The organism is Lactobacillus crispatus (assembly GCF_018987235.1).
GTDB classification, from domain to species: Bacteria; Bacillota; Bacilli; order Lactobacillales; family Lactobacillaceae; genus Lactobacillus; species Lactobacillus crispatus.
On the sequence record NZ_CP072197.1, the window covers coordinates 1,112,026 to 1,136,899 of the forward strand.

General features: G+C 36.2%; 24 protein-coding genes and 1 pseudogene. 6 read left to right on the plus strand and 19 right to left on the minus strand.

Annotated features, from left to right (window positions below):
* Window positions 1–33: 33 nt before the first annotated feature.
* The 6 genes from J6L97_RS05395 to J6L97_RS05420 all read right to left on the minus strand — a co-directional run bounded on the left by J6L97_RS05395 (window position 34) and on the right by J6L97_RS05420 (window position 4,831).
* A complete protein-coding gene (locus J6L97_RS05395; RefSeq protein ID WP_123811765.1) occupies window positions 34–1,068 on the minus strand; it encodes an IS30 family transposase in 1,035 nt (344 codons plus the stop codon).
* Between the two features lie 189 nt (window positions 1,069–1,257).
* Complete coding sequence (locus tag J6L97_RS05400) at window positions 1,258–1,959, minus strand: CPBP family intramembrane glutamic endopeptidase (protein ID WP_057727073.1); 702 nt, start codon at window positions 1,957–1,959, stop codon at window positions 1,258–1,260.
* Between the two features lie 167 nt (window positions 1,960–2,126).
* The gene (locus J6L97_RS05405) at window positions 2,127–2,267 is read right to left on the minus strand and encodes a hypothetical protein (RefSeq protein WP_155515511.1); all 141 of its coding nucleotides are present in this window, start codon (window positions 2,265–2,267) and stop codon (window positions 2,127–2,129) included.
* Between the two features lie 144 nt (window positions 2,268–2,411).
* Window positions 2,412–2,570, minus strand: a complete 159-nt coding sequence (locus tag J6L97_RS05410) for an LPXTG cell wall anchor domain-containing protein (RefSeq protein WP_005719604.1) — start codon at window positions 2,568–2,570, stop codon at window positions 2,412–2,414.
* A 565-nt stretch (window positions 2,571–3,135) separates the two neighbouring features.
* Window positions 3,136–4,362 carry a metallophosphoesterase family protein gene (locus tag J6L97_RS05415; protein ID WP_057727068.1) on the minus strand — a complete coding sequence of 409 codons (1,227 nt, stop codon included), beginning with the start codon at window positions 4,360–4,362 and terminating at the stop codon, window positions 3,136–3,138.
* Window positions 4,363–4,465: 103 nt separating this feature from the next.
* On the minus strand, window positions 4,466–4,831 hold the full coding sequence (locus J6L97_RS05420; RefSeq protein ID WP_057727069.1) for a pyridoxamine 5'-phosphate oxidase family protein: 366 nt from the start codon (window positions 4,829–4,831) through the stop codon (window positions 4,466–4,468).
* A 202-nt stretch (window positions 4,832–5,033) separates the two neighbouring features.
* On the opposite strand from J6L97_RS05420, the gene J6L97_RS05425 reads away from it, so the two are divergent.
* A complete protein-coding gene (locus tag J6L97_RS05425; RefSeq protein WP_005728142.1) occupies window positions 5,034–6,212 on the plus strand; it encodes an IS256 family transposase in 1,179 nt (392 codons plus the stop codon).
* Window positions 6,213–6,584: 372 nt separating this feature from the next.
* On the opposite strand, the gene J6L97_RS05430 is transcribed toward J6L97_RS05425, so the two are convergent.
* The 3 genes from J6L97_RS05430 to treR form a co-directional block, all read right to left on the minus strand.
* Window positions 6,585–7,022: a hypothetical protein gene (locus J6L97_RS05430; RefSeq protein WP_023488760.1), complete on the minus strand. Its 438-nt coding sequence runs from the start codon at window positions 7,020–7,022 to the stop codon at window positions 6,585–6,587.
* Window positions 7,023–7,200: 178 nt separating this feature from the next.
* The gene (gene treC, locus J6L97_RS05435; protein WP_057726919.1) at window positions 7,201–8,868 is read right to left on the minus strand and encodes an alpha,alpha-phosphotrehalase; all 1,668 of its coding nucleotides are present in this window, start codon (window positions 8,866–8,868) and stop codon (window positions 7,201–7,203) included.
* Window positions 8,869–8,877: 9 nt separating this feature from the next.
* A complete protein-coding gene (gene treR, locus J6L97_RS05440; protein WP_005726728.1) occupies window positions 8,878–9,603 on the minus strand; it encodes a trehalose operon repressor in 726 nt (241 codons plus the stop codon).
* A 195-nt stretch (window positions 9,604–9,798) separates the two neighbouring features.
* Between treR and J6L97_RS05445 the strand changes: the two genes are divergently transcribed.
* Window positions 9,799–11,733 (plus strand): PTS sugar transporter subunit IIABC, encoded by a 1,935-nt coding sequence (locus J6L97_RS05445; RefSeq protein WP_057726920.1) that lies wholly within the window; start codon window positions 9,799–9,801, stop codon window positions 11,731–11,733.
* Between the two features lie 64 nt (window positions 11,734–11,797).
* Here the strand turns inward: J6L97_RS05445 and spx are convergent, their stop codons facing one another.
* The gene (gene spx, locus J6L97_RS05450; protein ID WP_054832959.1) at window positions 11,798–12,199 is read right to left on the minus strand and encodes a transcriptional regulator Spx; all 402 of its coding nucleotides are present in this window, start codon (window positions 12,197–12,199) and stop codon (window positions 11,798–11,800) included.
* A gap of 140 nt (window positions 12,200–12,339) precedes the next feature.
* Between spx and J6L97_RS05455 the strand changes: the two genes are divergently transcribed.
* On the plus strand, window positions 12,340–13,602 hold the full coding sequence (locus J6L97_RS05455) for a replication-associated recombination protein A (RefSeq protein WP_023488756.1): 1,263 nt from the start codon (window positions 12,340–12,342) through the stop codon (window positions 13,600–13,602).
* A gap of 335 nt (window positions 13,603–13,937) precedes the next feature.
* Here the strand turns inward: J6L97_RS05455 and pepT are convergent.
* The 8 genes and pseudogenes from pepT to J6L97_RS05495 all read right to left on the minus strand — a co-directional run bounded on the left by pepT (window position 13,938) and on the right by J6L97_RS05495 (window position 21,065).
* A pseudogene (gene pepT, locus J6L97_RS05460) lies at window positions 13,938–15,220 on the minus strand (peptidase T).
* Between the two features lie 12 nt (window positions 15,221–15,232).
* On the minus strand, window positions 15,233–15,688 hold the full coding sequence (locus J6L97_RS05465) for a GNAT family N-acetyltransferase (RefSeq protein ID WP_013086343.1): 456 nt from the start codon (window positions 15,686–15,688) through the stop codon (window positions 15,233–15,235).
* A 446-nt stretch (window positions 15,689–16,134) separates the two neighbouring features.
* Window positions 16,135–17,340 (minus strand): L,D-transpeptidase family protein, encoded by a 1,206-nt coding sequence (locus J6L97_RS05470; protein WP_057726921.1) that lies wholly within the window; start codon window positions 17,338–17,340, stop codon window positions 16,135–16,137.
* 74 nt (window positions 17,341–17,414) lie between these two features.
* Window positions 17,415–17,981 (minus strand): ECF transporter S component, encoded by a 567-nt coding sequence (locus J6L97_RS05475; RefSeq protein WP_005719583.1) that lies wholly within the window; start codon window positions 17,979–17,981, stop codon window positions 17,415–17,417.
* 2 nt (window positions 17,982–17,983) lie between these two features.
* Window positions 17,984–18,814: a pyridoxamine kinase gene (locus J6L97_RS05480; protein ID WP_057726922.1), complete on the minus strand. Its 831-nt coding sequence runs from the start codon at window positions 18,812–18,814 to the stop codon at window positions 17,984–17,986.
* A gap of 65 nt (window positions 18,815–18,879) precedes the next feature.
* On the minus strand, window positions 18,880–19,950 hold the full coding sequence (locus J6L97_RS05485; RefSeq protein WP_005722311.1) for a serine hydrolase domain-containing protein: 1,071 nt from the start codon (window positions 19,948–19,950) through the stop codon (window positions 18,880–18,882).
* Window positions 19,951–20,131: 181 nt separating this feature from the next.
* On the minus strand, window positions 20,132–20,746 hold the full coding sequence (locus tag J6L97_RS05490; protein WP_005719579.1) for a sugar O-acetyltransferase: 615 nt from the start codon (window positions 20,744–20,746) through the stop codon (window positions 20,132–20,134).
* 16 nt (window positions 20,747–20,762) lie between these two features.
* On the minus strand, window positions 20,763–21,065 hold the full coding sequence (locus J6L97_RS05495; RefSeq protein WP_081036429.1) for a GNAT family N-acetyltransferase: 303 nt from the start codon (window positions 21,063–21,065) through the stop codon (window positions 20,763–20,765).
* Between the two features lie 71 nt (window positions 21,066–21,136).
* On the opposite strand from J6L97_RS05495, the gene J6L97_RS05500 reads away from it, so the two are divergent.
* Both J6L97_RS05500 and J6L97_RS05505 read left to right on the plus strand, forming a co-directional pair.
* The gene (locus J6L97_RS05500; RefSeq protein ID WP_005728142.1) at window positions 21,137–22,315 is read left to right on the plus strand and encodes an IS256 family transposase; all 1,179 of its coding nucleotides are present in this window, start codon (window positions 21,137–21,139) and stop codon (window positions 22,313–22,315) included.
* A 204-nt stretch (window positions 22,316–22,519) separates the two neighbouring features.
* On the plus strand, window positions 22,520–23,698 hold the full coding sequence (locus J6L97_RS05505) for an IS256 family transposase (RefSeq protein WP_216786107.1): 1,179 nt from the start codon (window positions 22,520–22,522) through the stop codon (window positions 23,696–23,698).
* A 34-nt stretch (window positions 23,699–23,732) separates the two neighbouring features.
* Here J6L97_RS05505 and J6L97_RS05510 read toward each other — a convergent pair whose 3' ends face one another.
* Entirely contained in the window at window positions 23,733–23,972 is a 240-nt protein-coding gene (locus J6L97_RS05510; RefSeq protein ID WP_223876407.1) for a hypothetical protein, read from the minus strand.
* A gap of 95 nt (window positions 23,973–24,067) precedes the next feature.
* On the opposite strand from J6L97_RS05510, the gene J6L97_RS05515 reads away from it, so the two are divergent.
* Complete coding sequence (locus J6L97_RS05515; RefSeq protein WP_054833094.1) at window positions 24,068–24,700, plus strand: phosphatase PAP2 family protein; 633 nt, start codon at window positions 24,068–24,070, stop codon at window positions 24,698–24,700.
* Window positions 24,701–24,874: the final 174 nt, after the last annotated feature.

Sequence of the window (24,874 nt, forward strand, 5' to 3'; positions counted from 1 at the left end):
ACCTGAATTGTCAAATTAAGTGCAACAGTTAGGCTATGAGGAAATATATTGCTTGAAGAGTTCTTCTGCTGTGTGATATTGAAGGATTCGACGATGTTTGCGGTTAATGGCATCAGTTGCCTGTTGAACATAAGCAGCTGACTTATCTTTCATGCTTTTGCCTTTAGGGAAGAATTGACGCAGAAGTCCATTGCAGTTCTCATTGGTGCCTCTTTCCCATGGAGAATATGGGTGGGCGAAGTAGATCTGGCAGCCTTTGATCTTGGTCATATCCGCAAACTCAGAGCCATTGTCAAACGTGATCGATTTAAACCAGGCAGGATGTCTGTCAATCTCATTTTGAAGCAGCCTTTGGCATGTGCTTGCCCGATAGTCAGGAATCTTGATAACTACTTCAAAGCGTGTGGTTCTTTCGGTCAAAGTCATTAAAGCAGGCTGATTCTTGCGTCTGACGCCTTTAACCAGATCTCCTTCCCAGTGCAGCGGCGTTTTTCTGTCTTCAATCTCTTTAGGACGCTGTTCAATGGAATTGCCAAGATTCTTCTTGTGCAAAGCATGACCGCTCTGGCCGTGATGACGCTTGTTCCTGCGTCTTTTGAGCTTCATAGGCAGATCAATATTGCTTATGTCCAGCAAGCCCTGATCAATATAGCGATAGACAGTTGGTGTGCTGGGACAAGGGTAGCCTGGCATAGTCCTTTTGAATTCACCAACGAATTCATCGATGCTGGTGGCATCAAATTTAGCTTTGAAGCGTCTGGAGAGCATTCTCAAAAAGACAGCATAATGCTTCAATGGATTGCGCTGATAGCAGTTTTTGCGACGCTTCTCATAATAAAGCTGTGCAGTATCAGCGTAATAGTGCTCATACAATAAATAGCTGCTGTCTCTTTGCAGGACGCTTCCGCGTTTGATTTCGCGACTGATTGTCGACTTATGGCAGCCGACTTCTTGAGCGATAACAGTACGGGAAGTTATGCCGGAATCCAGCATTGCTTGAATTTGTCCACGTTGTACGCTGGTTAATTGATGATAGTGCTTAGAAATGCTAGAATTTGAATTGGTCATGAAGATCTTCCTTTCTTGATTTTTCGTCACTTCAAGTTTAGGTCTTCATGGCCTTTTTGTTTAACACTTGGTGTTGCACTTCAATTTTAAATCCGGGAAAAAAGAGATTAAAATATTGCATTTCAATCTCTATACCAAAGTTAATTTCTTTTTGACAAATTCAATTTAAGACTACATACTTTATAAATACTAATTTTCTTTTAAGCAATGATGGTTATAGGTCCAGATAGTTAGCAGTGATATTCCGCCTATCCATAAACCACTTACAATAATAGCGGACCATTTTCCTATTATATCTCCTGTTACCACGAGAGGTGATATATCAAAAGCAATGTGCATAATGACATTTAACCACATATTATTAGTGAATATTCTTATCGTGCACAGCATTAATCCTATAGATGTAACTGCAATTACCTGTTGGAAAGTAACTACAAAATCTTGTCTGGCTAAATTTACAAAATGGGCTAAGCCAAAACAAATCGAACTTAAAATAGCTGACCACAATAACACGTAGCGTCTTTTACTAAGTATTTTGGTAAACAAATTAAAAAGTAAATCACGAAATAAAAATTCTTCACAAAGTCCCGCAGCCACTGCTAACAAAAGAATTGTTATGATACTCATTACAGATTTATGCATTACTTGAACCCACTGTGACGCCTTAGCTAAGTAAAGAATAAATACTATTACACAAAATAATGCTGTAAGCCAACGTACTTTTCCTTGCTCAATTCTCTTGATAAATACTTTAAAACTTTTTCCGGCAAGCTTATTAGCAAAATGGGCACAAATTAATGCAATAACTAAACTAACAATTGCTTGTAATAATTTTCCATTACCACTATTTAAGAAACTAGGACCGAGAAAGAATAATATTTTCCCTCTCAAAATATTAGACTACGGTTAAAACAACAAAGGCTATTGTCATCTGCGATATTGAATATTTGTTTTTAGTTGCTTCTAAATCGTTTCCCATTTTTATGCTATGCCTTCTTTAGTTAACTGCTCACCGAAAGTACCAAAAACTGTCAAACTACTTCTAGGATCAGAGTAAATTAAGCTTTCAGCGCTGGAAGCCAATTTTGCGTATTCTTGATAATCTTTTTGTGAAGTTTCAAAGTTAGTGGTGCTGCGGCAATTGGAGACACAGCCAATAACGCAGTAGAAATTAAAATAAGTTTTTTATTGATTTTCATAATGAACCTTCGATCTAATAAATGCAGTTAAGATTTGATCAGTTAGTACTCATATCATTATTATAGCAGTTATAGTTATTTATTCCTTGATATTGAGCCTATCAAAAAAGAGATCGAAACCCAGTGTCTCAATCTCTTTCGATTTTATTTTGTTTTCTTCTTACGAGTCCATAATCCACTTAAACTCAAGCCAGACAGTAATAACCCTAACCATGAAAGATCACTATCTTGCCTACCGGTAGCTGGTAAAACAGACTTAGAGGCTGATCTCGGTGTAATTTGTTCTACTGTATCGTTTTTCATAATAGAAGTTTCCGTTTGAGCAGCTTTAGTTTTAACAGAGTTTAATCCTACTGGTGATGCTTCACTATGCAGACCAACTCGATGAGTGTAGGCTTTCTTTTTTTATCTTTGGCATGACGCTCAAGCTCTGTGGCCTTTGCTAGTGCCGGTAAGAATAGTTCTTCATCAGTTGAAGTCTCCTGACCTTTTTGTTCACTTGGATCATCAGAACTACTAATTGAAGATTCAGAAGATTGGTTAGTTTCATCAGATGCTACTTAATCCTAAAACAGAGAAGCCAATTATTGCGGACACAACACCCACTGATTCAAATAAAATAAATTTAGCACAATGAGTGCTCTTTTTAAATAGTCTAATCATATATTCTTAATAGATATGTAATTAAAGAAGCATTGCATATAGATTAATACTATTTTTCATGCCTTCTTTTCTTATTGAAATACTTGATTATAAGAGCAATATAGCTTTTATCAATCGAATTATAAAATAACAGTTATTTAAGTATAAAAAAAGCAGATCACCCAGACTAAGGTAATCTGCTTCCGTTTTACAGCAACTAATCTCACTACCACTTAAGCTTCAGTTTATGGCTACTTTGCTCTACCTGTAAAAATGAATCAACGTAACGCTTAAAACCAGGTAAATATTTGGCAATCAAATGATATTCTCGTGAATTAACAATTTCTTTCTTTTGGGCTGCAGAATAATTACTTTCACCTACAAAAAAGTTCCAATTCAATTGATCTATAAATTTTATGACCACGTTAGCATCATTTTTATCTGATAAAGCTTGCGCAATCTGATTTAGTTGCTTTTCATCCAAACTAAAAAACAAATGTTTCAAATATTGTGAAAAATCTGTTGGCACTTTTTGCTTTTCTTCTGCAGTTAACCACGATTCCATTTTGAAGGAATGCACCTGATATTGCATCCCCGCTTCGTCTAAATATAGCTGACCATATTCCTGCTTAGTCATACAAAAACAAGCTCCTGCTACCTCCGCAATTGGTCGATTAGCAAACGGACCAATAATATTCTGTGCGTTCATATGGCCAGAAAAGACTGCTTTTACATTATATTTTTGTAATAAACCTTGCAGTGCAAGTGCATTATCAAGAATATATCCCTGATAGATTACTTTATTATGGCGATACAGATTATGATGCATAAAGAATAGCACTTGTTGCTGCTTTTGCTGCGCATCAATTAATTCTTTTTCGATCCAGTTCATTTGAGATTCTGAAATTCGACCGTTAGTAATCGGATGAGTTTGTGATTCCTGCTTGCCATAAATATTTGAGTCAGCCAATATTAGTCGATACTGCTTATTCAGATTAACGCTATAAGCCAGTGAATCAGGATCTTCATGTAAAGCATAATGATAAGAATCAGCAAAGATCTCTTTCCAAATAGCTGGGCTAATTTGCGGGGTGTAATCTTCATGATCACCTTTAAACTTGCGAGCCCAGCCGTCAAAAATATCATGATTTCCTGGTAAAACTAAGAATGCAATTTTATTTTTAGTTAATGGCTTAAAAATATTAGCTAAACGTTCTCCTGATATTTTAGCGCCATTAAAGGTTACATCACCAGTAATTATCACTGCAGTGGGCTTCTCTTGGATTACTTTACGTACAAACGCGGTCAAAGCAATCTCCTGATAATCTAAGTCTTTACCTGCACTAGTGTTGCGCATATGCTGAAAAGCAAGACCATCATCATGTAAACTATCTGCAATTAGATGTGTATCTGATAATAACCAAAGAATTGGCTTCTTTTTACTAGTAATCACAATTTACCTTTTTCAAAAATCTATTTTCACTTTAACTACTCATCATTATACCAACAAAAAAGGCATCCCTGCTAGGGATGCCTCATTGCGATAAAATATTGAATTAAGCGTCGATTTCTTCGATCTTAATGTTAACTACGAATGCTTCAGGAGTATCAGTGCCTGAAACGATCTTCTTAGCGTAATCGTCGCCTTCATGAATTTCAGCATGTCCTAAAACACGAAATGCCTTATGAGTAGGAACATCAGCGACAACAATAGCTGCTACTGAACCATTCTTCAAGTTTGCATAAGCAGTTGACTTAGTCTTTTCAAGATATTGAATAGTTGAAGCATCAATTGCCTTAAGTGAAGCCTTAGGACCAACTTGTGGCACACCGTTAGCATTCACAGTTGCCATGTATGGTAACTGTGAGTTAAAAAATTCAATTTGTTCATCAGTAAGCTTAGTAGTATCTAATTTTTTCATAAAATTCGACCTTTCTTTTCTTAACTTCATTATTAATTATAAGCTATTTGCTAGAAAATAGCTATTATTTTGAGACTGTAAAATAGTTTGTGTAAGGATGAATGATTCCTTAAATTTATTTCTTTAAACATTAGAAAAAGGAGTTCCTTTCTCGTATGATTGGTTTGAACAAAAAAACACATACAGAAAGAAGAACTCCTTCATGAATGATTTTACCAAAGATTTTGCTCAAGCTCTATTCAATCCAGACAAAATAAATGATTTATTGCGCAAAGAGCTACAACAGGCTGTTAATAACTTGCTAGAAGCTGAGTTGACTGCCTTTCTAGGCTATGATCCCTATGCCAGAAATGGCTGGAATACTGGCAATTCTAGAAATGGTGCTTATTTCCGCAAGGTTGATACCCAGTTTGGACCAATTGAAGTGCAAGTGCCTCGAGACCGCAACGGTCAGTTTCATCAGCACACGCTGCCTGACTACAAGCAGCACTCTGATGTTTTGGAAAGCACGATTATCAAGCTATACTCCAAAGGCGTAACTACCAGAGAAATCGCTGACTTGATTGAGAAAATGTATGGCAGTCATTATAGTCCAGCTCAAGTATCAAATATTTCCAAGCAGATGCTCCCCAAGATTGAGGCTTATCACAAGCGCAAGCTAAGCGACAAGTTTTTCTGTGTCTATTTGGATGCGACATACCTTCCTTTGCGCCGAGAAACGTTTGAGCGTGAAGCAGTATATATTGCCATTGGCATTAAACCTAATGGACATAAGGAAGTCATTGACTACTGCATTGCTCCTAGTGAGAACATTGAAGTTTGGACAGAGATGCTTCAAAACATGAAGTCCAGAGGCTTGAAGCAAGTTGAGCTTTTTCTTTCTGATGGTGTTGTTGGCATGAAAACAGCCTTGGCCAGGACTTATCCTAAAGCTCATTTTCAACGCTGCCTGGTTCATGTCATGCGCAATATCTGCGCTAAAGTACGCGTCGACGATCGTGAAAAGATCATGAACGAATTCAAGCAGATACATCAACAGACAAGCAAAAAAGAAGCTGCAGCTGTCTTGCACAAATTCTATGCCAAATGGAATAAAGCTTATAGCCATGTCATCAAAGGTTTGAAGGAAATTGAGCCCGATCTGCTAGTCTTCTACAATTATCCCAAACAAATCAGAGCTTCAATTTATTCAACCAATATGATTGAATCCTTTAACAACGTCATCAAGCGTAAAGCTAAGCCTAAGGCAGAATTTCCAACTGAACAGTCGCTTGATGCATTTATTGGCATCCAGGCAATGAGCTACAATGACCGTTATTTCAATCGAATTCATAAAGGCTTTGGTCAGGTTCAGGACACCTTAGAATCCTACTTTGATTAAATAAATAATTAAAAAATCAATTTACGAGAAAGATCTATTTACACAAAAGATTTGACAGTTTCATTATTTTGCCTTAGCTTAATTGATTCTTACATTTATCATACACAAGATATTGTATTTAATAAAATGTGTTTTTAATTCAATTTCTCTTGCTACTAATATTTTTATTAAGTAAACAGTCGTTGATATATCAATGCTTATAAATGCTGGCAAAAAGTCAATGGTTGAATTTTATTTTTTTAGCCAGTAGTATATTATCTTGCATTAGTTAATAAGTGATACAAGATATTGTGCTTATTAAAATACAAAACAAAATCAGTGCGAAACTCCCACATTTTTATGTTCACATAGGGTTCGCACTGATTTTTTTTCTTAACTCAAATCTTTCTTAGTAACTGCCAAATGTGCCTTATCATTGATAAAGACCCAGATTGGCAAATCTATTCCTGTTGAATCAGTCAAATTATTTACAATTTCACTGATAAAAAGCTGGACCATTTTCTTAGGCGGTTCAGTAAAGTCTCTTCTTTGCGGCGTGTACCATAAACCTGTGATTGGCTTTTTAGTTTGTCGATCGAAAATACAATTCAGGGTTTCATCATATTGATCAAATGAGGCCTTGTAGACTATATGTAATGGATGATGTGCCAAGTTCTCGACTAACTGATAACGCATATCGTCCGCAATTCTTCCTTTACTAATCATCATTAAACTGGTAACTGGACCATTTTCTTTTTCAAATTTTTGCAACTTGCCTTGTTTGACTAGCTTCTTTTCAACTGAAATAAAACTATCAGAATCAACTAACATCGTTTTTCCTTCTCTCTACTATCTATTATAAGCAAGCTGTCAATTACTTTACATAATTTTGCTTATTATGCAAAAAAAAGAAGCCATGACCTGAAAATCATGACTTCTCGCGAATTCCTCGTCCGTAAATCGAAATCTTCACGAACATTTTTACCTTAACACAATTAATTATACTAGTCTAATTAATTTTAATTACTAAAGCTTCATATGGCTTCAATGAGATATTCTCTTCTAGTTTGCCATCTTGTGCAGAATAATTGCTCAATACGAGTTGATAATTCTTATTTTGATATTGTTCGGGCAATGGTGCTACATGATCAGTACCATAGAAATTAGTGAAAACTAATATTTTTTTAGCTTCATCCTTCAAAAAACGTTCATAGGCAAAAATTTGTGGATCATCTTTTAAAAACATTCTAATATGGCCATCAGAAATCAGTTGTTCGTGCTTACGCAACTTGATCAATTTTTGATAGTAAGCAAAAATTTCACCCTCGTGTAATTCTTTTTCAACATTAATTCTATCTTGATCTGTTGGTAAAAGCCATGGCTTTGATTCACTAAAGCCAGCAAATTTACTATCATCCCAGTGCATCGGCACACGAGAGTTATCTCGTGCTTTAGTTTTTACTATTGCAAATGCTTCATCATCGCTTATTCCCTTTTGTTTCAATGCCGCAAAAGCATTTTTAGCTTCAACATCTACATAATCATGAATTGAAGAATAATGTGGATCCATCATTCCTATTTCTTCGCCCATATAAATGTAAGGAGTTCCGCGCATACAATGTGTCGCAGTAGCAAGCATTTCGGCAGATTTCTCTCGATATTTACCAGTATCACCAAAACGGTTAAGGGCCCACGGCTGGTCATGATTGTTCCAGAACAAAGCATTCCAACCGCCACCTTGATCCATTTTTTCTTGCCATTCAGTAAATAAGTGCTTTAATTTCATGAAATCAAACGGCTCTTTAGTCCACTTTTCACCGTTTTTATAATCGACTTTTAAATGATGGAAAGTAAAGACCATGGACAATTCATGCTCACTCGGCTTAGAGTACTCAATCGAATTAGCAATAGTAGTTGAAGACATTTCACCCACCGTAATTGAGTCAGGATCTTGACCAAAAGTAGCGCGATTCATTTCTTTTAAATATTGATGCACTACTGCTGTATCAGTATAAAGACTCTTTTCCTGACTTGGATCACCAGTTGAATCAACTAACTTTTCATCCTTACCGGTCACGTTAATTACGTCAAAACGGAAACCATGTACTCCCTTTGAACGCCAGAAGTTAATTACTTTGAACAATTCTTGACGAACTTCTGGGTTATGCCAATCGAGATCTGCTTGAGTTGGATCATATAAATGTAGGTAATAATAATCCGTATCACCAAATTTTGCCCAAGCTGGTCCACCAAACTTACTTTGCCAATTATTAGGCAAGGAGCCGTCAGGCTTAGCTTTCCTTAAGTAAAAGAATTTGCGGTACTTTTCGTCTCCTGCCAAAGCTTTTTTAAACCATATATTTTCGGTTGAACAATGGTTTAGCACCATATCCAACATGACGCCAACGCCTATTTCTTTTAGCTTTTTAGTTAATTCCTCAAAGTCAGACATTGTGCCAAAGCGAGGATCAATTCGGTAATAATCCGCAATGTCATAACCGCCATCATTCTGAGGGGATACAAAAAAGGGATTAAACCAGATCATATCAACGTTAAGCTTCTTGATGTAATCGATTTTAGCGATGATCCCTGGAATATCACCTACTCCATCGCCATTAGAATCATAAAAAGATTTGGGATAAATTTGGTAAATTACTTTTTTGCCTAAATCCGTCATTTTTATCTCCTATAACTTAATTTTTTGTCTACGAGCAAAGTCAATAAATTTAAACTTTTTAGGATTATGAAAGGATAAAGTTAACTGAAACAGCGTTGTATCTGCTAAAAAATTATGACTAGCTACTAGTACTGCTTCCTTACTATCCAATTGCAATTTCTCTTGTAAATCAGCATCGATTTCTTCTACCGTAATTGCCTTAGTTGCATAGGATATATCTAGCCCTAATTTATTTTCTAAATAATTGTAGATTGATTTTTCTGCTTCTTCTGACGGAAGCTCAGTAATTGGTGGATTAAATAAGAAATCACAGTCCAGCACTTCTGGTTCATCGTTAATCATTCTTAAACGTTCAACATAGATCCCTGCATGCTTCTTTTGTTCAGGGAAGAATTTCTTGAAAATTGCCGGCAAATCATCAACCATTTCATCATTAAGTAGCTTAGTTTTTGCATTCATTCCTAATGATTTATTTAATTCCGCAAAGCTAGAAATTCCTGAAATAGGAAACGAAAACTTTTCCAAATTAAGGACGATCGAACCTTTGCCCTTGATTTTTTGGATTAATCCTAACGAGGTCAATTGCTGCAAAGCTTTACGGACTGTTTCGCGTGACGCGCCATAAAGCTCTGTCAATTGATTTTCACTAGGCAAGCGCTCGCCTTCCTTAAATTGTTGATGTTTAATCTTAGAAGCTAAGTCTTGAGCGATCAGTTCAGATTTTGCTTTAGTCATCTTGACCTTGTCCTTTCTTAAAATCATGTTCATTATATTTTTGATGTACGTACATGTCAATAGATATATCTAAAAAACTATATTGCAGGCATGTAATCATTTTCATAAAAATCTATTTACAACTTGTACGTACAGGAATATTATAATAAATGAATTTTGTGAAAACGCTTTTATAGTAAAGGGAGAATAACACTTATGAATAAAAACGAAATTGCATTACTTGCTCCTGCTAATGGTCAAGTAATTGCACTAAGTAAAACAAGTGATCCTATCTTTAGCAAAGGAACTATGGGTGATGGTTTTGGTTTAACACCAACTGATAATATAGTTCTTGCACCAGTTAGCGGCACTATCTCAATGATTGCTGAAACAAAGCATGCGATCGGAATTACTACTAAAGATGGTCTAGAAGTATTGGTCCACATGGGAGTTGATACGGTTGGACTTAAAGGTGAACCGTTTGATGTAGTAATTAAAAATGGTCAGGAAGTTAAAGCTGGTGACCAAATTGCCACGATGAATATAGAGATGATTAAAGCAAAAGATCTTGATACTACGATTATGACTTTAATCACCAATTCATCTATGAAACTTGATGGCTTAGATGTAACTGAAGGTAAAGCAGAAGCTGGCGATACAGTTGCTCGAGCTTATTTAAAGGAGTCAAAAGAAGATAGTTCAGACAAGAAACTTTCGTATGATGAATTAGCTACTTTCATTATTAAGAATGTTGGTGGTAAAGATAATATAAATAACCTGATTCACTGTATCACACGTTTGCGCTTTTATTTGAAAGATGAGTCTAAAGCCAATGATGATATTTTAAAAAATCAACGTGGCATACTTGACGTTATGCATGCTGGTGGTCAATATCAAGTCGTAATCGGTAATGAGGTTACCAATGTTTACGATGCAGTTATGAAACAATTGCCTGGTCTTAGTGACAATCCTGCACCTCAAACTAATAATCAGGATGATGGTAAAAATCCTGTTTCTAGAGCCTTTAGTAATCTAATTGGTTTTATTACCGGCTCAATGAGTCCTGTAATCGGTGTTATTGCAGCATCGGGTATCATCAAAGGCTTACTTGCACTACTCACCCTTCCACAACTTGGTGCTTTACTTAGCGTCAAGAGTCCGGTCTATGTCACAGTTAGTGCTATGGCCGACTCTGCTTTCTTCTTTCTACCAGTTCTAGTAGGATTTGCAGCCGCTAAGCGGTTAGGATCCGATCCAATGATTGCTGCAGTAATTGGCGGTTTCTTAGTTTATCCACAAATGATTACTTGGGGCAAGAGTATGACGACAATGTTTAGTCTTGGATCTTGGAACTTCCAATTCTTAAACTATTCTTACTCTATCTTTCCAATGATTTTAGCTGCTTGGCTAGCTAAAGAATGTGAACAGTGGTTAAAGAAAGCTTTGCCTAGTTACTTGCAAATGATCTTTACCCCATTAATTACTATCCTTGTAGTTTCAACTATCACATTAGTTATTACCGGTCCAATCATTCAAGGAGCCGCAAATGGTATCGCAGTCTTTATTAACTGGCTAGTATCTGCATCTGGCTGGGTTGGCGGCTTAATAATCGGTGCCTTTTATCAGTTATTGGTTATTTTTGGTCTTCACTGGGGCGTTGTGCCACTAGTTGCTCAACAAATTGCCTCAACTGGTCAAAGCTCATTAAACGCAATTATCTGCGCAACAATGGTTTCCCAAGGTGCAGCTGTTCTTGCAGTCGCAATCAAATCAAAGAAAGCAGACATAAAAGAGCTAGGAATTGCAGCAGCTATTTCAGCCTTCTGCGGTGTTACTGAACCCGCTATTTATGGTATTAACTTAAGATATAAGAAGGTCTTTGCTTCAGGTTGTATTGGCTCAGCCTTCGGTGGCCTAGTTACTGGTTTAATGCATGGTACTATGTATGGCTTTACCGGTGGTCTAATTGGCTTCTCAAGCTTTTTCAACCCGGCCCATCCTACTCAACTAAATAGTTTCTATACTTTCCTAATTGCCAGTGCTGTTTCAATTATAGTTTCATTTATTGCAGTTTGGGTATGGGGATATAATGACAACATGACTATGGGTAAAAAAGTAGCCAAGAAGCAACGCCCAGGTTCAGCTAAATAAAAATTTAGAGCAAAATAAAACGATGAATCACCCACAAAGGTAAATTCATCGTTTTTTGTCTTATTTAAGCAGCATCAGCAATCCGTTGTGCCTCAATTAATTCAGCTTTTCTGATATCACGAGGCAAGAACTGACGAATATCTTCTTCATTATAGCCCACCTGCATCCGATGGTCGTCTGCAATAATAGGTCTCTTTAATAATCCTGGATTCTGAGTAATTAAATCAACCATTTTAGACAATGACAAGTCTTCATTCAACTTATTCTTTAATTGTTTGAAAGACTGTGAACGAGTAGATAAAATATCCTCAGTTCCATTTTCAGTTAAAGACAACAGATGAAGGACATCTTCTTTAGATAATTCCTTAAAGACGTTCTTTTCCTTGAAAGAAAGATGATATTTGTTAAGCCATGCTCTCGCCTTACGTGAAGATGCACTACTTGTTGACATATAAAGAGTAATCATACAATACGCCTCTTTCTAAAAAACTCGTTAACTTCTCGTACATTAGTTCTATTGTATAACTTACTTTTTGATAGTGCAAGCTATTTTTACAAAAAAATTGTAGAAAATAGTATACTTACCTTACTGAAAGAAGGAATTTGATGAATTTTAAAACACCAATTGCCGAACAAATGAGGCCGCAAACACTGGCGGATATGGTAGGCCAAAGTGAGTTGCTGGGACCAGGAAAGGCTTTAAGAAATATTATCAAGCAGCATGTTAATATTTCTTTACTTCTCTGGGGGCCTCCTGGTACCGGAAAGACAAGCTTAGCTCAAATTATTGCTAAAGAGAATGATTATCCCTTTGCTTCCTTTAATGCTTCAATTGATAATAAAGCACAGTTGAACAACATTATTAATGCTTATAAGTATCAGACCTTCGTTCTTTTAATTGATGAAATCCACCGTATGACCAAAAATCTACAAGATTTTTTATTACCTTATTTAGAAAATGGTCACGTTCTACTTGTTGGCTCTACCACTGAAAATCCAATTATGTCGATTGTGCCTGCAGTGCGGTCACGTTGTCAAATCTTTGAGTTCAATCCTCTAACAGAAGACGATATTGCAGCTGTTTTGAACAAGGCATGTACTAAGGTCCTTAAATTAGTAGATCACCAAGTTGAAAAAAATTCGTTAAATTTGATAGCAGCTGCAGCTGATGGCGACCTACGAATTGCTTTAAACATTTTAGAGACTGTTCATGCACTTAATCCTAAAAAGATCACCTTAGCAAATGTTAAATCGTTTACTAAGCAGCAATTCTTTAGCTATGATAAGAATGCCACTAAACATTACGATTATTTAGCTGCATATTCTGACTCTATGGCTGGCTCTGACACAGATGCTGCACTTTATTATCTTGCTATTTTGCTAAAAAATGGAGATTTAGCTTCGGTTGTACGGCGTCTGCGTGAGATTCCATATACTTATATTGGCTTAGCTAATCCGCAACAAGTAACTCAAATTGTTACTGCAGCTAATCAAGCTGAAAAGATAGGAATGCCTAAAGCTAAATATCCACTAATGTTTGCAACAATGTTAATGTGTATTTCGCCAAAATCAGGAGCATTTGAGGAAATTTGGGAAAGACTTGATCAAGATAGTGATCATCCCAATCGGTATCCCATGCCTAATAGTTTGCGTGACTTTCATTATAAACACGCTAAAGAAATCACGGGAGCTGGCCTAGCTGAGTCACCTTTTCAAGCTCCGCATCAAATCGCCAAGCAAAATTATATGCCCAAGGGACTCAAAGGCAAACAATATTATTTCCCAAAAGACAATCAAAATGAACGCAGATTATATGAGCAATACCTAAAATTACATCGTTATATTTACGGCGAAGATTATCAAAAATAAAGGACAGCAATGCAATTGAGCATCCCTGTCCTTTTTGGTTAGATTATAAATTAATTGCTTCTACGAGAGAAGATTCTCGTCCAGCCACCTATATGGTAGTTCTATTTAAGTTATTTGTTAAATGCTAATCGAAAAAACTTTACGTACTTTTTACGTATTTTATTACCAATAATAACAAAAAAGCAGCGGCGCAAATACAGCGTCACTGCAATATGTAGCAAGATTATCAATGAAGAAAATGGTATTTATCACTTCTAAGGAGGAAGGATATTTCATCTAGCCACTTATATCCTAATGCTACAGTATTAATTTGTTAAATAAAACGGCTATTAAATCTACCAATATTTTTCTAGTGGCTTTTCATTCCTACCAGTGCGAGTTTGACGCAAATGTTCAGTCACAATATTAGTCAACACTTCGGCTAATTTATCAATCTGCTCAACAGTCACATATTCGTATCGGCCATGATAATTGCCACCACCATTAAATAAGTTAGGTGTAGGAATTCCTTTAGGCGAAATAAAGTTTCCATCAGTTCACCTCTAAAGGATTGTACATTTGGCTTTAGTCCAGACTTGCGATAAGCATCAAGAGCCAGATTTACAATATATGGCTTGTCCTTAATATAGTTGTAGATATTTTCATATTGCTCACGAATATTTACAGTAAATCTATTGCCATACTTTTTGTTCATCTTTTTAACTAGATCGCGAATAAACTGTTCTTTACGGTTATATTCACTTTGATCAAAATCACGAATAATCATGCTAATATCGGCATGATCAACATTGCTTTGAGCATGTAGAACCAAGAAATAACCATCATGATTACGTGACTTTTCAGGCACTTGATCCTGAGGTAAATTAGACAAAAAATCATTCATCAAAGTTGTTGCGTTAACCATCAGACCATATGCTTCACCGGGGTGAACTACAGTCCCTCTAATATGGATCGTAACCTCTGACGCATTAAAGGTATCGTATTCAAAATCTCCTGGCCGCCCATTGTCTAACGTATAAGCGAATTCTACATTAGGAAAATCAGCTGGATCAAAATATTGACCACCACAGCCAATTTCTTCGTCTGGACCAAAAGCAACAAAAACATCACCGTGTTCAATTTCAGGATGTTCAGTTAAATATTTAAGCATTGCTAATGCCCCAGTGATTCCAGCCTTATCATCAACTCCTAGCAAAGTATGACCATCAGAAGTAATTAAGGTTTGTCCTTTTAGATTTAATAAGTCTGGAAACTCAGTTGGATCAAGAACAATATTATCTTTCTCATCTAGGATAATTTTCTGACCATCATAATTTTCGTGAATTTGTGGCTTAATATTAACTGCGTTAAAGTCTGCAGTATCCACGTGAGCAAAGAAGCCAATAGGCGTTACCTTTTCTGCTGTGTTTGCACTTAACTTTCCAATTGCAAAAGCTGTTTTTTCATTATAGTAAGCATCAAGCCCAAGCTCTTTCATTTCCTTTACTAGTTCCTTGGCCAGCTCAACTTGGCCAGGTGAGGAAGGAATCTGATCATGATGTTCATAATATGAGCGAGTATTCTTTTTAGCTAACTGAATAAACCGTTTTTCTTCATAATCTAAATTATAAAAACTCATTAATATTGCCTCTTACACTAATTCCATCGTATCACTTGAAACTGGCTCAGACTTGGGGTCTGACCACCACGGCTCTTTAACTGTTTTGATAATTTTAAAACCATGCTTTGCATACAGCGCTTTAGCTGCTATATTTGCGCTAAAGACTTCTAGCCTAATCGGCCGTCTAATATTTGGTAACACTGAAGCTAGCAATTGATCACCAATACCACGTCGTTGAAATTGAGGATCAATATAAAAATAAGCTAAATTATGTGGCTTATACGCAGCAAAGCCAGCAAATTCATTATTAACTTCTACAATCCTAATCTCAGAATCAAAGAAATTATACCAGTATGGTGCTTCCTTAAACGGAATAAAATATTTCTCCACTCCGCCTATTTTCATTTCTTGCAAACGAGCCGCATCATGAACCCGGCACAAATCTTCGTAATCTAAACTTTGAAAACATCTAGTTCTTACTTGCATAATTTACTCCTTTAGGTGAAAGAGTTAATAAATTTTTATTTTTTCTTTAATTATACAGAAGTGAATTATACATTTAAAGATTTTAGTTCCAATTCAACCAGTCTTCATCAAAAAACTTAACTTTTTCTTCCTGTGATTCTAATTCCTCTTGTTGCATCATAGCTATTATCATCTCATCTTTCTATTTTCAGACCATTAGTTCGCATAGAAATTATATCAAACAAAGGTTCATCTTTCTACTCTTTTTCAAAAAAATATTAATTGAGTTAGTAATAGATGTGAATTACCTATATTTTTATCCACAATCGCGATAATATCGGGCTTCAGAGCCATGTTTCACGTTTATTGTTTACATTTAGCTGTTTTTCCAAGTAATCAAATAGCTTTTCACCTTATAAAAATTGTTTCATAAAAAAGGATCCAACTTAATGGATCCCTTAAACATGTTATTCGTAAATAATTACAGGTTCGCCCTTTTTAATATTGTTCCAAACGCTTCGAATCTCGCTTGGCTTAACATTAACACAACCATGTGAACCACCTTTTAGATAAGCGGTCTTGCTCCAATCAGTCCGCCAAGAGGCATCGTGAAAACCACAGCCACTTAAGGTAAATGGCATCCAATACTTAACTGGAGAAGCATAACTTGAACCATCATCATTGGTCCCCCGCAATGTACTTGGTGATTCCTTATAGTGGATATACCACACCCCACGCGGAGTTTGATCACCCTTAGAACCTTCCATAGTACCGGTAACCACATCACGAAGATGAACGGCTAGTTTACCCTTTTTGATCAACCATACCTCTTGCTTTTTCAATGATACAACAGCATAAGTATCACCAATTTCTTTATTTGAATAGCCATAGCCGTGAGGATAAGTGCTGTAGCCTAAACCGTAAAGTGCATCTGCACCATCAAAGTTTTTTTGGCCTTTGGCAAATGCTTCGAGAAGTAAGCGTTGCGTCTTTTTAACATAAACGCCCCAACCCCAAGTCTTATTCTTTACCGTTATCGTTTTGCCTTTAACTTTATTGCCCTTTGGCACTGTAAATTTATAGCTCTTGTGTAATGTTGAAACTTCTTTATCAATTTGATTTAACTTAGTCGTTAATTTACTAGTATCACCAAATTGATAGCGATTATCTCGATAAGTCACATTATTCAATAAATCTTTGGCCTTTAATTGATAATTTTTGCCATTAATTTTATAAGTAATCTCTGCTTTGCTTAAGTCAGTTAGTTTCTTTTTAGCTGTAGCTAAATTACTAGTAGTAAACTTATAAGTCTGAGTCGATGGAGTTTTAGTTTGTTGCTTCTTAAAAAAGGCCTTTGTCTCGGGCTCATCTAATGATTGGACTGTAGTGTTATAGCTATAAACCAGTTCGTTATTTTTTAACTCAACTTGATTTTTAGCTTTTTGGTTAACTTTAGCCATTGCCTTAGTAACGGTTAGCTTTCCTACTTTAACTCCATCGATTGTAACATTAGGGTTAAAGTGAGTTTTAGCATATTTTTCTGCTGCAGCTTGTGTTGCCACACGGTGATTATGAATGCCAAAACCCGCGATTACTCCAACGATAATTAAAACTGCAATCGTTAAAATAATAATATTGTTTCGTTTATTCTTTTTCTTTAGGTCTTCGTTCATACTATCCTACCTTTTATGCCAGTAATAATATCTTTAATATAGCACCTTGCAAATTTCGTGTAAAATCTATTGATTTATCTAACCTTTTTTATAATTAGACGACTAGCATCCCGCAAAGCAAAATATAAAATTGGTGTACAAATTGCAGTAGAAATTGAATTGATTACAGTTGCAGGCAAACTAACAAAGGCTCCAACTAACGCTACTTTAAAGCTCGTCCCCACCATTAAAGCTTCAACAATCGAAACGCAATAAGTAGTGAATATCTTAGTTACCCCTGCAATAATACCTAAAATAATAATATTTCTTTTACTATCTTGATAGTGCATTCCTCGATAAACTGCTGTCAAAACCGAAGCCACTACTACTACCTCAAGCATAGTTAACCATGATGTTGCGGCATAGCCATTTAACAAATCAAAACCACCTAGACCAATAATTCCCGCAATCATGCCATTACGATAACCTAAATATAAAATTGCTACAGCAGTTAGCGTATTTCCAAAATGAATAAATGGGCGTCCTACCATAGCAGGAACGGGGATTCTTAACACCCAGATCCCAATATAAATAATTGCCGCAAAAAGTCCCGTTAAAACTAAAGCTTGTAAAGAATTCTTGTTTTCTCTAAATATCTGCATTATTAATTATTACTCCATCTCTTCAGTAAATCTGATAAAGCTGCTGCATAATTTGGTCCTAGACGTGAATCTTGCTTGGGTGTTTCCCTGATTGCTTGTGCAACAAAATCGGCCGCAATTGAACACGCTTTTTCTAAATTTTCTTTATGCATTACAGCAGCAAAAAATGCACTTGCAAACAAATCTCCCGTACCAAAATAATTACCTGGGAGTTTTTTCTGAATTAAAGACCAACTATGATCGGCTGTAATTCCAACTTCCGCAATTTTTTCCTTATTAAGTGAAATACCGGTAATTATGACATTCGGGACACCAAATTGACTAGATAATTCAGCCGCAAATTCTGTTGCTGTTTTCAATGAATTACTAGTTGCCTTTTTGCCTAATAAAAATGCTGCCTCCGTCATATTCGGCGTTAAAATCGTAGCCGACTTAACTAGATTTCGCATCTTTATTACATAGTTTTCATCAATGCCACGATAAAGTTCACCGTGATCACCCATTACTGGATCAATCAAGATCAATTTATTTTTTTGTTTAAAATAGCTAATCTTTTCTGTCCAAAAATCTAATGCACTTTTGCCCAAATAGCCTAAGTATACAGCTGAAAAATCAAAACCAACCTTTTGCCAATGGGCCATAATCTTAGCCATTTCATTATTCAAACTTAAAAAAGTATTCTCACCAAAGCCACCCGTGTGTGTAGACAAAATTGCAGTAGGCAATACGGTCGGGCTCAAGCCACATGCTCCTAAAACAGGTAAAGCTGCACTAAGTGATACTTGACCAGCACAAGATAAATCTTGGCTAACTAATACGCCACCATTAACCATCTTTTTTACTCCAATCAAAAAAATCCTGCTTTAAGCTTAACATGAAGTTTAAAGCAGGAAAAATTTTATTTTGCGCTAAATGTATTAGCCTTGATATGATTCAAAATTTGATAACCAATTTGTTTATTTCTGTTTTCATCATTTTGAGTTTGATTTAAGAACATAATCAAACCATTTTGATTATCTGTAGTCATCTGAATCCAGTTACCAAAGTGAGTGTTATATAAGTTACCATATGCTAACTTCAAGTTATCATTATTCTTCATATATAAACCACCTGAATAACCATTTGATGAACGTGATGTTAAATGAGTCATATAATCAAAGTCTGTTCGACTCAAAATTTGCCCATTGGTTAAACCAAGTTGAATACGGTAATAGTCCATTGGAGCTGAGAACAAATTACCAGCACCTACCAATTGAGAAGCTTGAGTCTTTTTAACATATTGAGCCCATTGGTAATTCTTTTGATTCCAGGTATATGAGATACCATCCGTCATCCCGGCTGGAATATCTTCCAAGAAATAAGTTCGCTTTAAGCCAAGCTTATTAATAATTCGTTCCTGCACATTTTGCTTGTAGCTTTGTCCAGTTTCTTGACGTATAATTCCAGCTAACAAAATATAGTTGGTATTATTGTATGAAAAATTACCAGGTTGATTTTGCGTAGTTGAGTTTAGCTTATTAACAACCCAATTAATTGCATCAGCTTCTGAATAAACACGTCCTCTATTTACTTCAGTATCAGCTGCTGTCAATCCAGAAGTATGCGTCATCAAGTTGCCGACGGTAATATTATCAGCACCTTTTAAATTAGGATACCACTTAGAGATCTTAGTATACTGTGTAAACTTCCCTGCAGAAATTAATTGGGTGATAATTGCGCCGGTAATTACTTTTTGCAAAGAACAAACAGGATAAACTACCTTACTATTTCCCGCACCTAATCGCTTGCCATAATAACCGTAACCATAAGAAATTTGTTGTGGTTGTCCATCTTTTACTATAACTACGGTACCACGAGCATAATAACTAGCTAATGTATTTCTAACAAAGCTCCGCATTTCAGTTTTGTTATAACTTGCTGCCTGAACTGTCGAGCTATTGGCATTAGCAATTGCCATTCCAACAGGCATTGAAGCAGCTATAGTTAACGAAATGGTTGATTTGATTAATGTTTTTTTAAAATTAATACGTTTCGTTTTAAATTCCCCCAGCAATGTTATGTAAATTCTACCCATAATACTAGCATTTATTTTTTTCATTGGGGTTACAATTTTGATAAAGAATCAATGAGAACGTATACATTTTCTTTTTCTAATATGGATAATTATTTAAATGATCTTGATCAGTAATCTGACGTATTACTTTAGCCGGTACCCCTAGTGCCAATGAATTATCTGGAATATCTTTAGTAACTACCGATCCAGCTCCAATAACGCAATTTTTACCAATTTTTACGCCGGGACAAACAGTAACATTGCTGGCTAACCAACAATTATCGCCAACAGTGATAGCTGCTCCATATTCAATATCGGCTATTTTTCCGTCTGATTGCTTGCGAGCATTTCTTTGAGTTGGCAACAAAGGATGCAATGGAGTCGCAAATGTTACGTTAGGTCCACACATTACATTATTTCCAATTGTTACGGGACAAGTATCCAAAATAGTCAAATTGAAATTAGAATAAAAATTATCTCCTAAGTGTGTAAATTGGCCATAATCCACTTCAATTGGTCCTTGTAAATATACATTTTGACCATGATTCGGAAAAAGACGATCGATAATTGCTTTCCGTTCTACCTCATCTTCATCAGTAGTCATGTTGTAATCACGTGATAAGCGATGAGCTAAACTGGAAATCTTTTTCAGTTCTTCAGTATCTGGGCGATATGGTTTGCCTGCCAACATTTTTTTAGTATTTTCTTCCATCGATAAAGCCTACTTTCTAATTTAATCGCTTACTTAAATAAATCATGTCTAGTAGCTGATGTCCAGCTTCAAAAATCGGATGATCATAATTTTTTACAAAAAAATCTTTGATCTTACCTGAGCGTTTAAAACCACATTTTTCATAAAAAGGAATAGTTAAGGGGCTATCACCCGTTCCAACTTGCAAAATTTGATATTTATTTTGATACTTCTTAGCAATAAAATTAATCAAATGTTTAGCATACCCTTTACCTTGATCGAGACTGTAAAATAGTTTGTGTAAGGATGAATGATTCCTTAAATTTATTTCTTTAAACATTAGAAAAAGGAGTTCCTTTCTCGTATGATTGGTTTGAACAAAAAAACACATACAGAAAGAAGAACTCCTTCATGAATGATTTTACCAAAGATTTTGCTCAAGCTCTATTCAATCCAGACAAAATAAATGATTTATTGCGCAAAGAGCTACAACAGGCTGTTAATAACTTGCTAGAAGCTGAGTTGACTGCCTTTCTAGGCTATGATCCCTATGCCAGAAATGGCTGGAATACTGGCAATTCTAGAAATGGTGCTTATTTCCGCAAGGTTGATACCCAGTTTGGACCAATTGAAGTGCAAGTGCCTCGAGACCGCAACGGTCAGTTTCATCAGCACACGCTGCCTGACTACAAGCAGCACTCTGATGTTTTGGAAAGCACGATTATCAAGCTATACTCCAAAGGCGTAACTACCAGAGAAATCGCTGACTTGATTGAGAAAATGTATGGCAGTCATTATAGTCCAGCTCAAGTATCAAATATTTCCAAGCAGATGCTCCCCAAGATTGAGGCTTATCACAAGCGCAAGCTAAGCGACAAGTTTTTCTGTGTCTATTTGGATGCGACATACCTTCCTTTGCGCCGAGAAACGTTTGAGCGTGAAGCAGTATATATTGCCATTGGCATTAAACCTAATGGACATAAGGAAGTCATTGACTACTGCATTGCTCCTAGTGAGAACATTGAAGTTTGGACAGAGATGCTTCAAAACATGAAGTCCAGAGGCTTGAAGCAAGTTGAGCTTTTTCTTTCTGATGGTGTTGTTGGCATGAAAACAGCCTTGGCCAGGACTTATCCTAAAGCTCATTTTCAACGCTGCCTGGTTCATGTCATGCGCAATATCTGCGCTAAAGTACGCGTCGACGATCGTGAAAAGATCATGAACGAATTCAAGCAGATACATCAACAGACAAGCAAAAAAGAAGCTGCAGCTGTCTTGCACAAATTCTATGCCAAATGGAATAAAGCTTATAGCCATGTCATCAAAGGTTTGAAGGAAATTGAGCCCGATCTGCTAGTCTTCTACAATTATCCCAAACAAATCAGAGCTTCAATTTATTCAACCAATATGATTGAATCCTTTAACAACGTCATCAAGCGTAAAGCTAAGCCTAAGGCAGAATTTCCAACTGAACAGTCGCTTGATGCATTTATTGGCATCCAGGCAATGAGCTACAATGACCGTTATTTCAATCGAATTCATAAAGGCTTTGGTCAGGTTCAGGACACCTTAGAATCCTACTTTGATTAAATAAATAATTAAAAAATCAATTTACGAGAAAGATCTATTTACACAAAAGATTTGACAGTTTCCCTTGATCTTCGAGACTGTAAAATAGTTTGTGTAAGGATGAATGATTCCTTAAATTTATTTCTTTAAACATTAGAAAAAGGAGTTCCTTTCTCGTATGATTGGTTTGAACAAAAAAACACATACAGAAAGAAGAACTCCTTCATGAATGATTTTACCAAAGATTTTGCTCAAGCTCTATTCAATCCGGACAAAATAAATGATTTATTGCGCAAAGAGCTACAACAGGCTGTTAATAACTTGTTAGAAGCTGAATTGACTGCATTTCTGGGCTATGATCCCTATGCCAGAAATGGCTGGAATACTGGCAACTCTAGAAATGGTGCTTATTTCCGCAAAGTTGATACGCAATTTGGCCCAATTGAAGTGCAAGTGCCTCGGGATCGCAACGGTCAATTTCATCAGCACACGCTGCCTGACTACAAGCAGCACTCTGATGTTTTGGAAAATATGGTCATCAAGCTTTATTCAAAAGGCGTGACTACCAGAGAAATAGCTGATCTAATTGAAAAGATGTATGGCAGCCATTATAGCCCGGCTCAGGTATCAAATATTTCCAAGCAGATGATTCCAAAGGTTGAGGCTTACCACAAACGCAAGCTAAGCGACAAGTTCTTCTGCATTTATCTGGATGCGACATACCTTCCTTTGCGCCGGGAAACGTTTGAGCGTGAAGTAGTCTATATTGCAATTGGCATCAAGCCTAATGGGCACAAGGCAGTCATTGACTACTGCATTGCTCCTAGCGAGAACATTGAAGTCTGGACAGAGATGCTTCAAAACATGAAATCCCGAGGCTTAAAGCAAGTTGAGCTTTTTCTTTCAGATGGCGTTGTTGGCATGAAAACAGCCTTGGCTAGAACTTATCCTAAAGCTCATTTTCAACGCTGTTTGGTTCATGTCATGCGCAATATCTGCGCTAAAGTACGCGTCGACGATCGTGAAAAGATCATGAACGAATTCAAACAGGTACATCAACAGACAAACAAAGAAGAAGCCATAGCTGTCCTGCATGACTTCTATACCAAATGGGGCAAGGTTTACAGTCATGTTATCAGAAGCTTGAAAGACATAGAACCAGATCTGCTGGTCTTTTATAACTATCCCAAGCAGATCAGAGCTTCAATTTATTCGACTAACATGATTGAATCATTTAACAATGTGATCAAGCGCAAAGCTAAGCCTAAGGCAGAATTTCCAACTGAACAGTCGCTTGATGCTTTTATTGGTATTCAGGCAATGAGCTACAATGACCGTTATTTCAATCGAATTCATAAAGGCTTCGGTCAAGTTCAGGACACCTTAGAATCCTACTTTGATTAAATAAATAATTAAAAAATCAATTTACGAGAAAGATCTATTTACACAAAAGATTTGACAGTTTCTGATCTTCTGGATAAGTGGCTATATTTTTTATTTCTACTGTATTACCATTTTCAACCGTAATAACACATTCAGATCTAACTTTTCCTTTATCAATCAAGATATACATAATTCCACGTTCTAAATAGCGATCAATCATACTCTCTTGTTCATCAGCTAACAAAAGTAAGTCTATATACTGCTTCTTATTAGATTTTATCTCTTTAATTTCCATGATTATTTTCCAATTAATTTAAAATTTTTCTCTTTCTACTCATATTCTATGATAAACTCATTATTGTTATAAAAATAAGTATAAACGAGGAAAAAATGCGCAAAAAAAATATTTATTCTATTTGTATCGGATTACCGATCTTTTTGATTCTTGCATTCTCTATTATGGCTCATGCAAGTTGGGTTACCGGCTTTGACAATTTCTTTGAAGGCTTAGTCCACAGTATTCCTAATCTGCAGAGCATTATGCATGTAATTACATTTTTAGCAGATACTAAAGTTGACTTAGTTTGGATGCTGTTGATAGCTGTCATTCTTTGGCTGAAAAAGCAGCGTCCTCTTTCGGCAAGTATTGTCATTTCACTAGTTACAGCTGATGCTTTTGGTTGGATTGTTAAACATATAATCCAACGGGCACGACCAACTGCTCACTTAGCTGCTGATGATGGCTTCAGTTTTCCTAGTGGCCACACATTAGGAATGGCGATCATTGTTTTCTGGCTAATACTAATATTGATTCCAGCTTTAGTTAAAAATAAAACTGCTAAAATCTGGCTCACTGTTTTATTAGCTATTTGGCTTGTTTTAGTAATGATTTCAAGAGTTTATCTCTACGCTCACTGGCCAAGTGATGTTTGCGGCTCAGTTGCTATAGGCTTAATGTGGATTGGCTTAGTAGATGCAATTTGGGATAAAGTTACTCCACAAACAGACAAAAATAATTTTTAAGATTAAAAATAGTCGACGATAAGTCGGCTATTTATTTTGGGCAAAAAGAAAAAGTCACTAAGGAAAATGTCCTTAATGGCTTTTCTACACCTTCAAATTTCTTCCTATCAGCAGATGTCATAAGAAACATCTTGCTTAGCCTTTTCATCCTCGGAGCGCTCATCACACGCTCCG

What these genes read in the sequence shown, in the direction of transcription:
- J6L97_RS05395 (WP_123811765.1), bottom strand. Translation starts at nt 1,068, where the DNA reads ATGACCAATTCAAATTCTAGCATTTCTAAGCACTATCATCAATTAACC.
- J6L97_RS05405 (WP_155515511.1), bottom strand. Translation starts at nt 2,267, where the DNA reads ATGAAAATCAATAAAAAACTTATTTTAATTTCTACTGCGTTATTGGCT.
- J6L97_RS05410 (WP_005719604.1), bottom strand. Translation starts at nt 2,570, where the DNA reads ATGAAAAACGATACAGTAGAACAAATTACACCGAGATCAGCCTCTAAG.
- J6L97_RS05420 (WP_057727069.1), bottom strand. Translation starts at nt 4,831, where the DNA reads ATGAAAAAATTAGATACTACTAAGCTTACTGATGAACAAATTGAATTT.
- J6L97_RS05425 (WP_005728142.1), top strand. Translation starts at nt 5,034, where the DNA reads ATGAATGATTTTACCAAAGATTTTGCTCAAGCTCTATTCAATCCAGAC.
- J6L97_RS05430 (WP_023488760.1), bottom strand. Translation starts at nt 7,022, where the DNA reads ATGTTAGTTGATTCTGATAGTTTTATTTCAGTTGAAAAGAAGCTAGTC.
- treC (WP_057726919.1), bottom strand. Translation starts at nt 8,868, where the DNA reads ATGACGGATTTAGGCAAAAAAGTAATTTACCAAATTTATCCCAAATCT.
- treR (WP_005726728.1), bottom strand. Translation starts at nt 9,603, where the DNA reads ATGACTAAAGCAAAATCTGAACTGATCGCTCAAGACTTAGCTTCTAAG.
- J6L97_RS05445 (WP_057726920.1), top strand. Translation starts at nt 9,799, where the DNA reads ATGAATAAAAACGAAATTGCATTACTTGCTCCTGCTAATGGTCAAGTA.
- spx (WP_054832959.1), bottom strand. Translation starts at nt 12,199, where the DNA reads ATGATTACTCTTTATATGTCAACAAGTAGTGCATCTTCACGTAAGGCG.
- J6L97_RS05455 (WP_023488756.1), top strand. Translation starts at nt 12,340, where the DNA reads ATGAATTTTAAAACACCAATTGCCGAACAAATGAGGCCGCAAACACTG.
- J6L97_RS05465 (WP_013086343.1), bottom strand. Translation starts at nt 15,688, where the DNA reads ATGCAAGTAAGAACTAGATGTTTTCAAAGTTTAGATTACGAAGATTTG.
- J6L97_RS05470 (WP_057726921.1), bottom strand. Translation starts at nt 17,340, where the DNA reads ATGAACGAAGACCTAAAGAAAAAGAATAAACGAAACAATATTATTATT.
- J6L97_RS05475 (WP_005719583.1), bottom strand. Translation starts at nt 17,981, where the DNA reads ATGCAGATATTTAGAGAAAACAAGAATTCTTTACAAGCTTTAGTTTTA.
- J6L97_RS05480 (WP_057726922.1), bottom strand. Translation starts at nt 18,814, where the DNA reads ATGGTTAATGGTGGCGTATTAGTTAGCCAAGATTTATCTTGTGCTGGT.
- J6L97_RS05485 (WP_005722311.1), bottom strand. Translation starts at nt 19,950, where the DNA reads ATGCCTGTTGGAATGGCAATTGCTAATGCCAATAGCTCGACAGTTCAG.
- J6L97_RS05490 (WP_005719579.1), bottom strand. Translation starts at nt 20,746, where the DNA reads ATGGAAGAAAATACTAAAAAAATGTTGGCAGGCAAACCATATCGCCCA.
- J6L97_RS05495 (WP_081036429.1), bottom strand. Translation starts at nt 21,065, where the DNA reads ATGTTTAAAGAAATAAATTTAAGGAATCATTCATCCTTACACAAACTA.
- J6L97_RS05500 (WP_005728142.1), top strand. Translation starts at nt 21,137, where the DNA reads ATGAATGATTTTACCAAAGATTTTGCTCAAGCTCTATTCAATCCAGAC.
- J6L97_RS05505 (WP_216786107.1), top strand. Translation starts at nt 22,520, where the DNA reads ATGAATGATTTTACCAAAGATTTTGCTCAAGCTCTATTCAATCCGGAC.
- J6L97_RS05510 (WP_223876407.1), bottom strand. Translation starts at nt 23,972, where the DNA reads ATGGAAATTAAAGAGATAAAATCTAATAAGAAGCAGTATATAGACTTA.
- J6L97_RS05515 (WP_054833094.1), top strand. Translation starts at nt 24,068, where the DNA reads ATGCGCAAAAAAAATATTTATTCTATTTGTATCGGATTACCGATCTTT.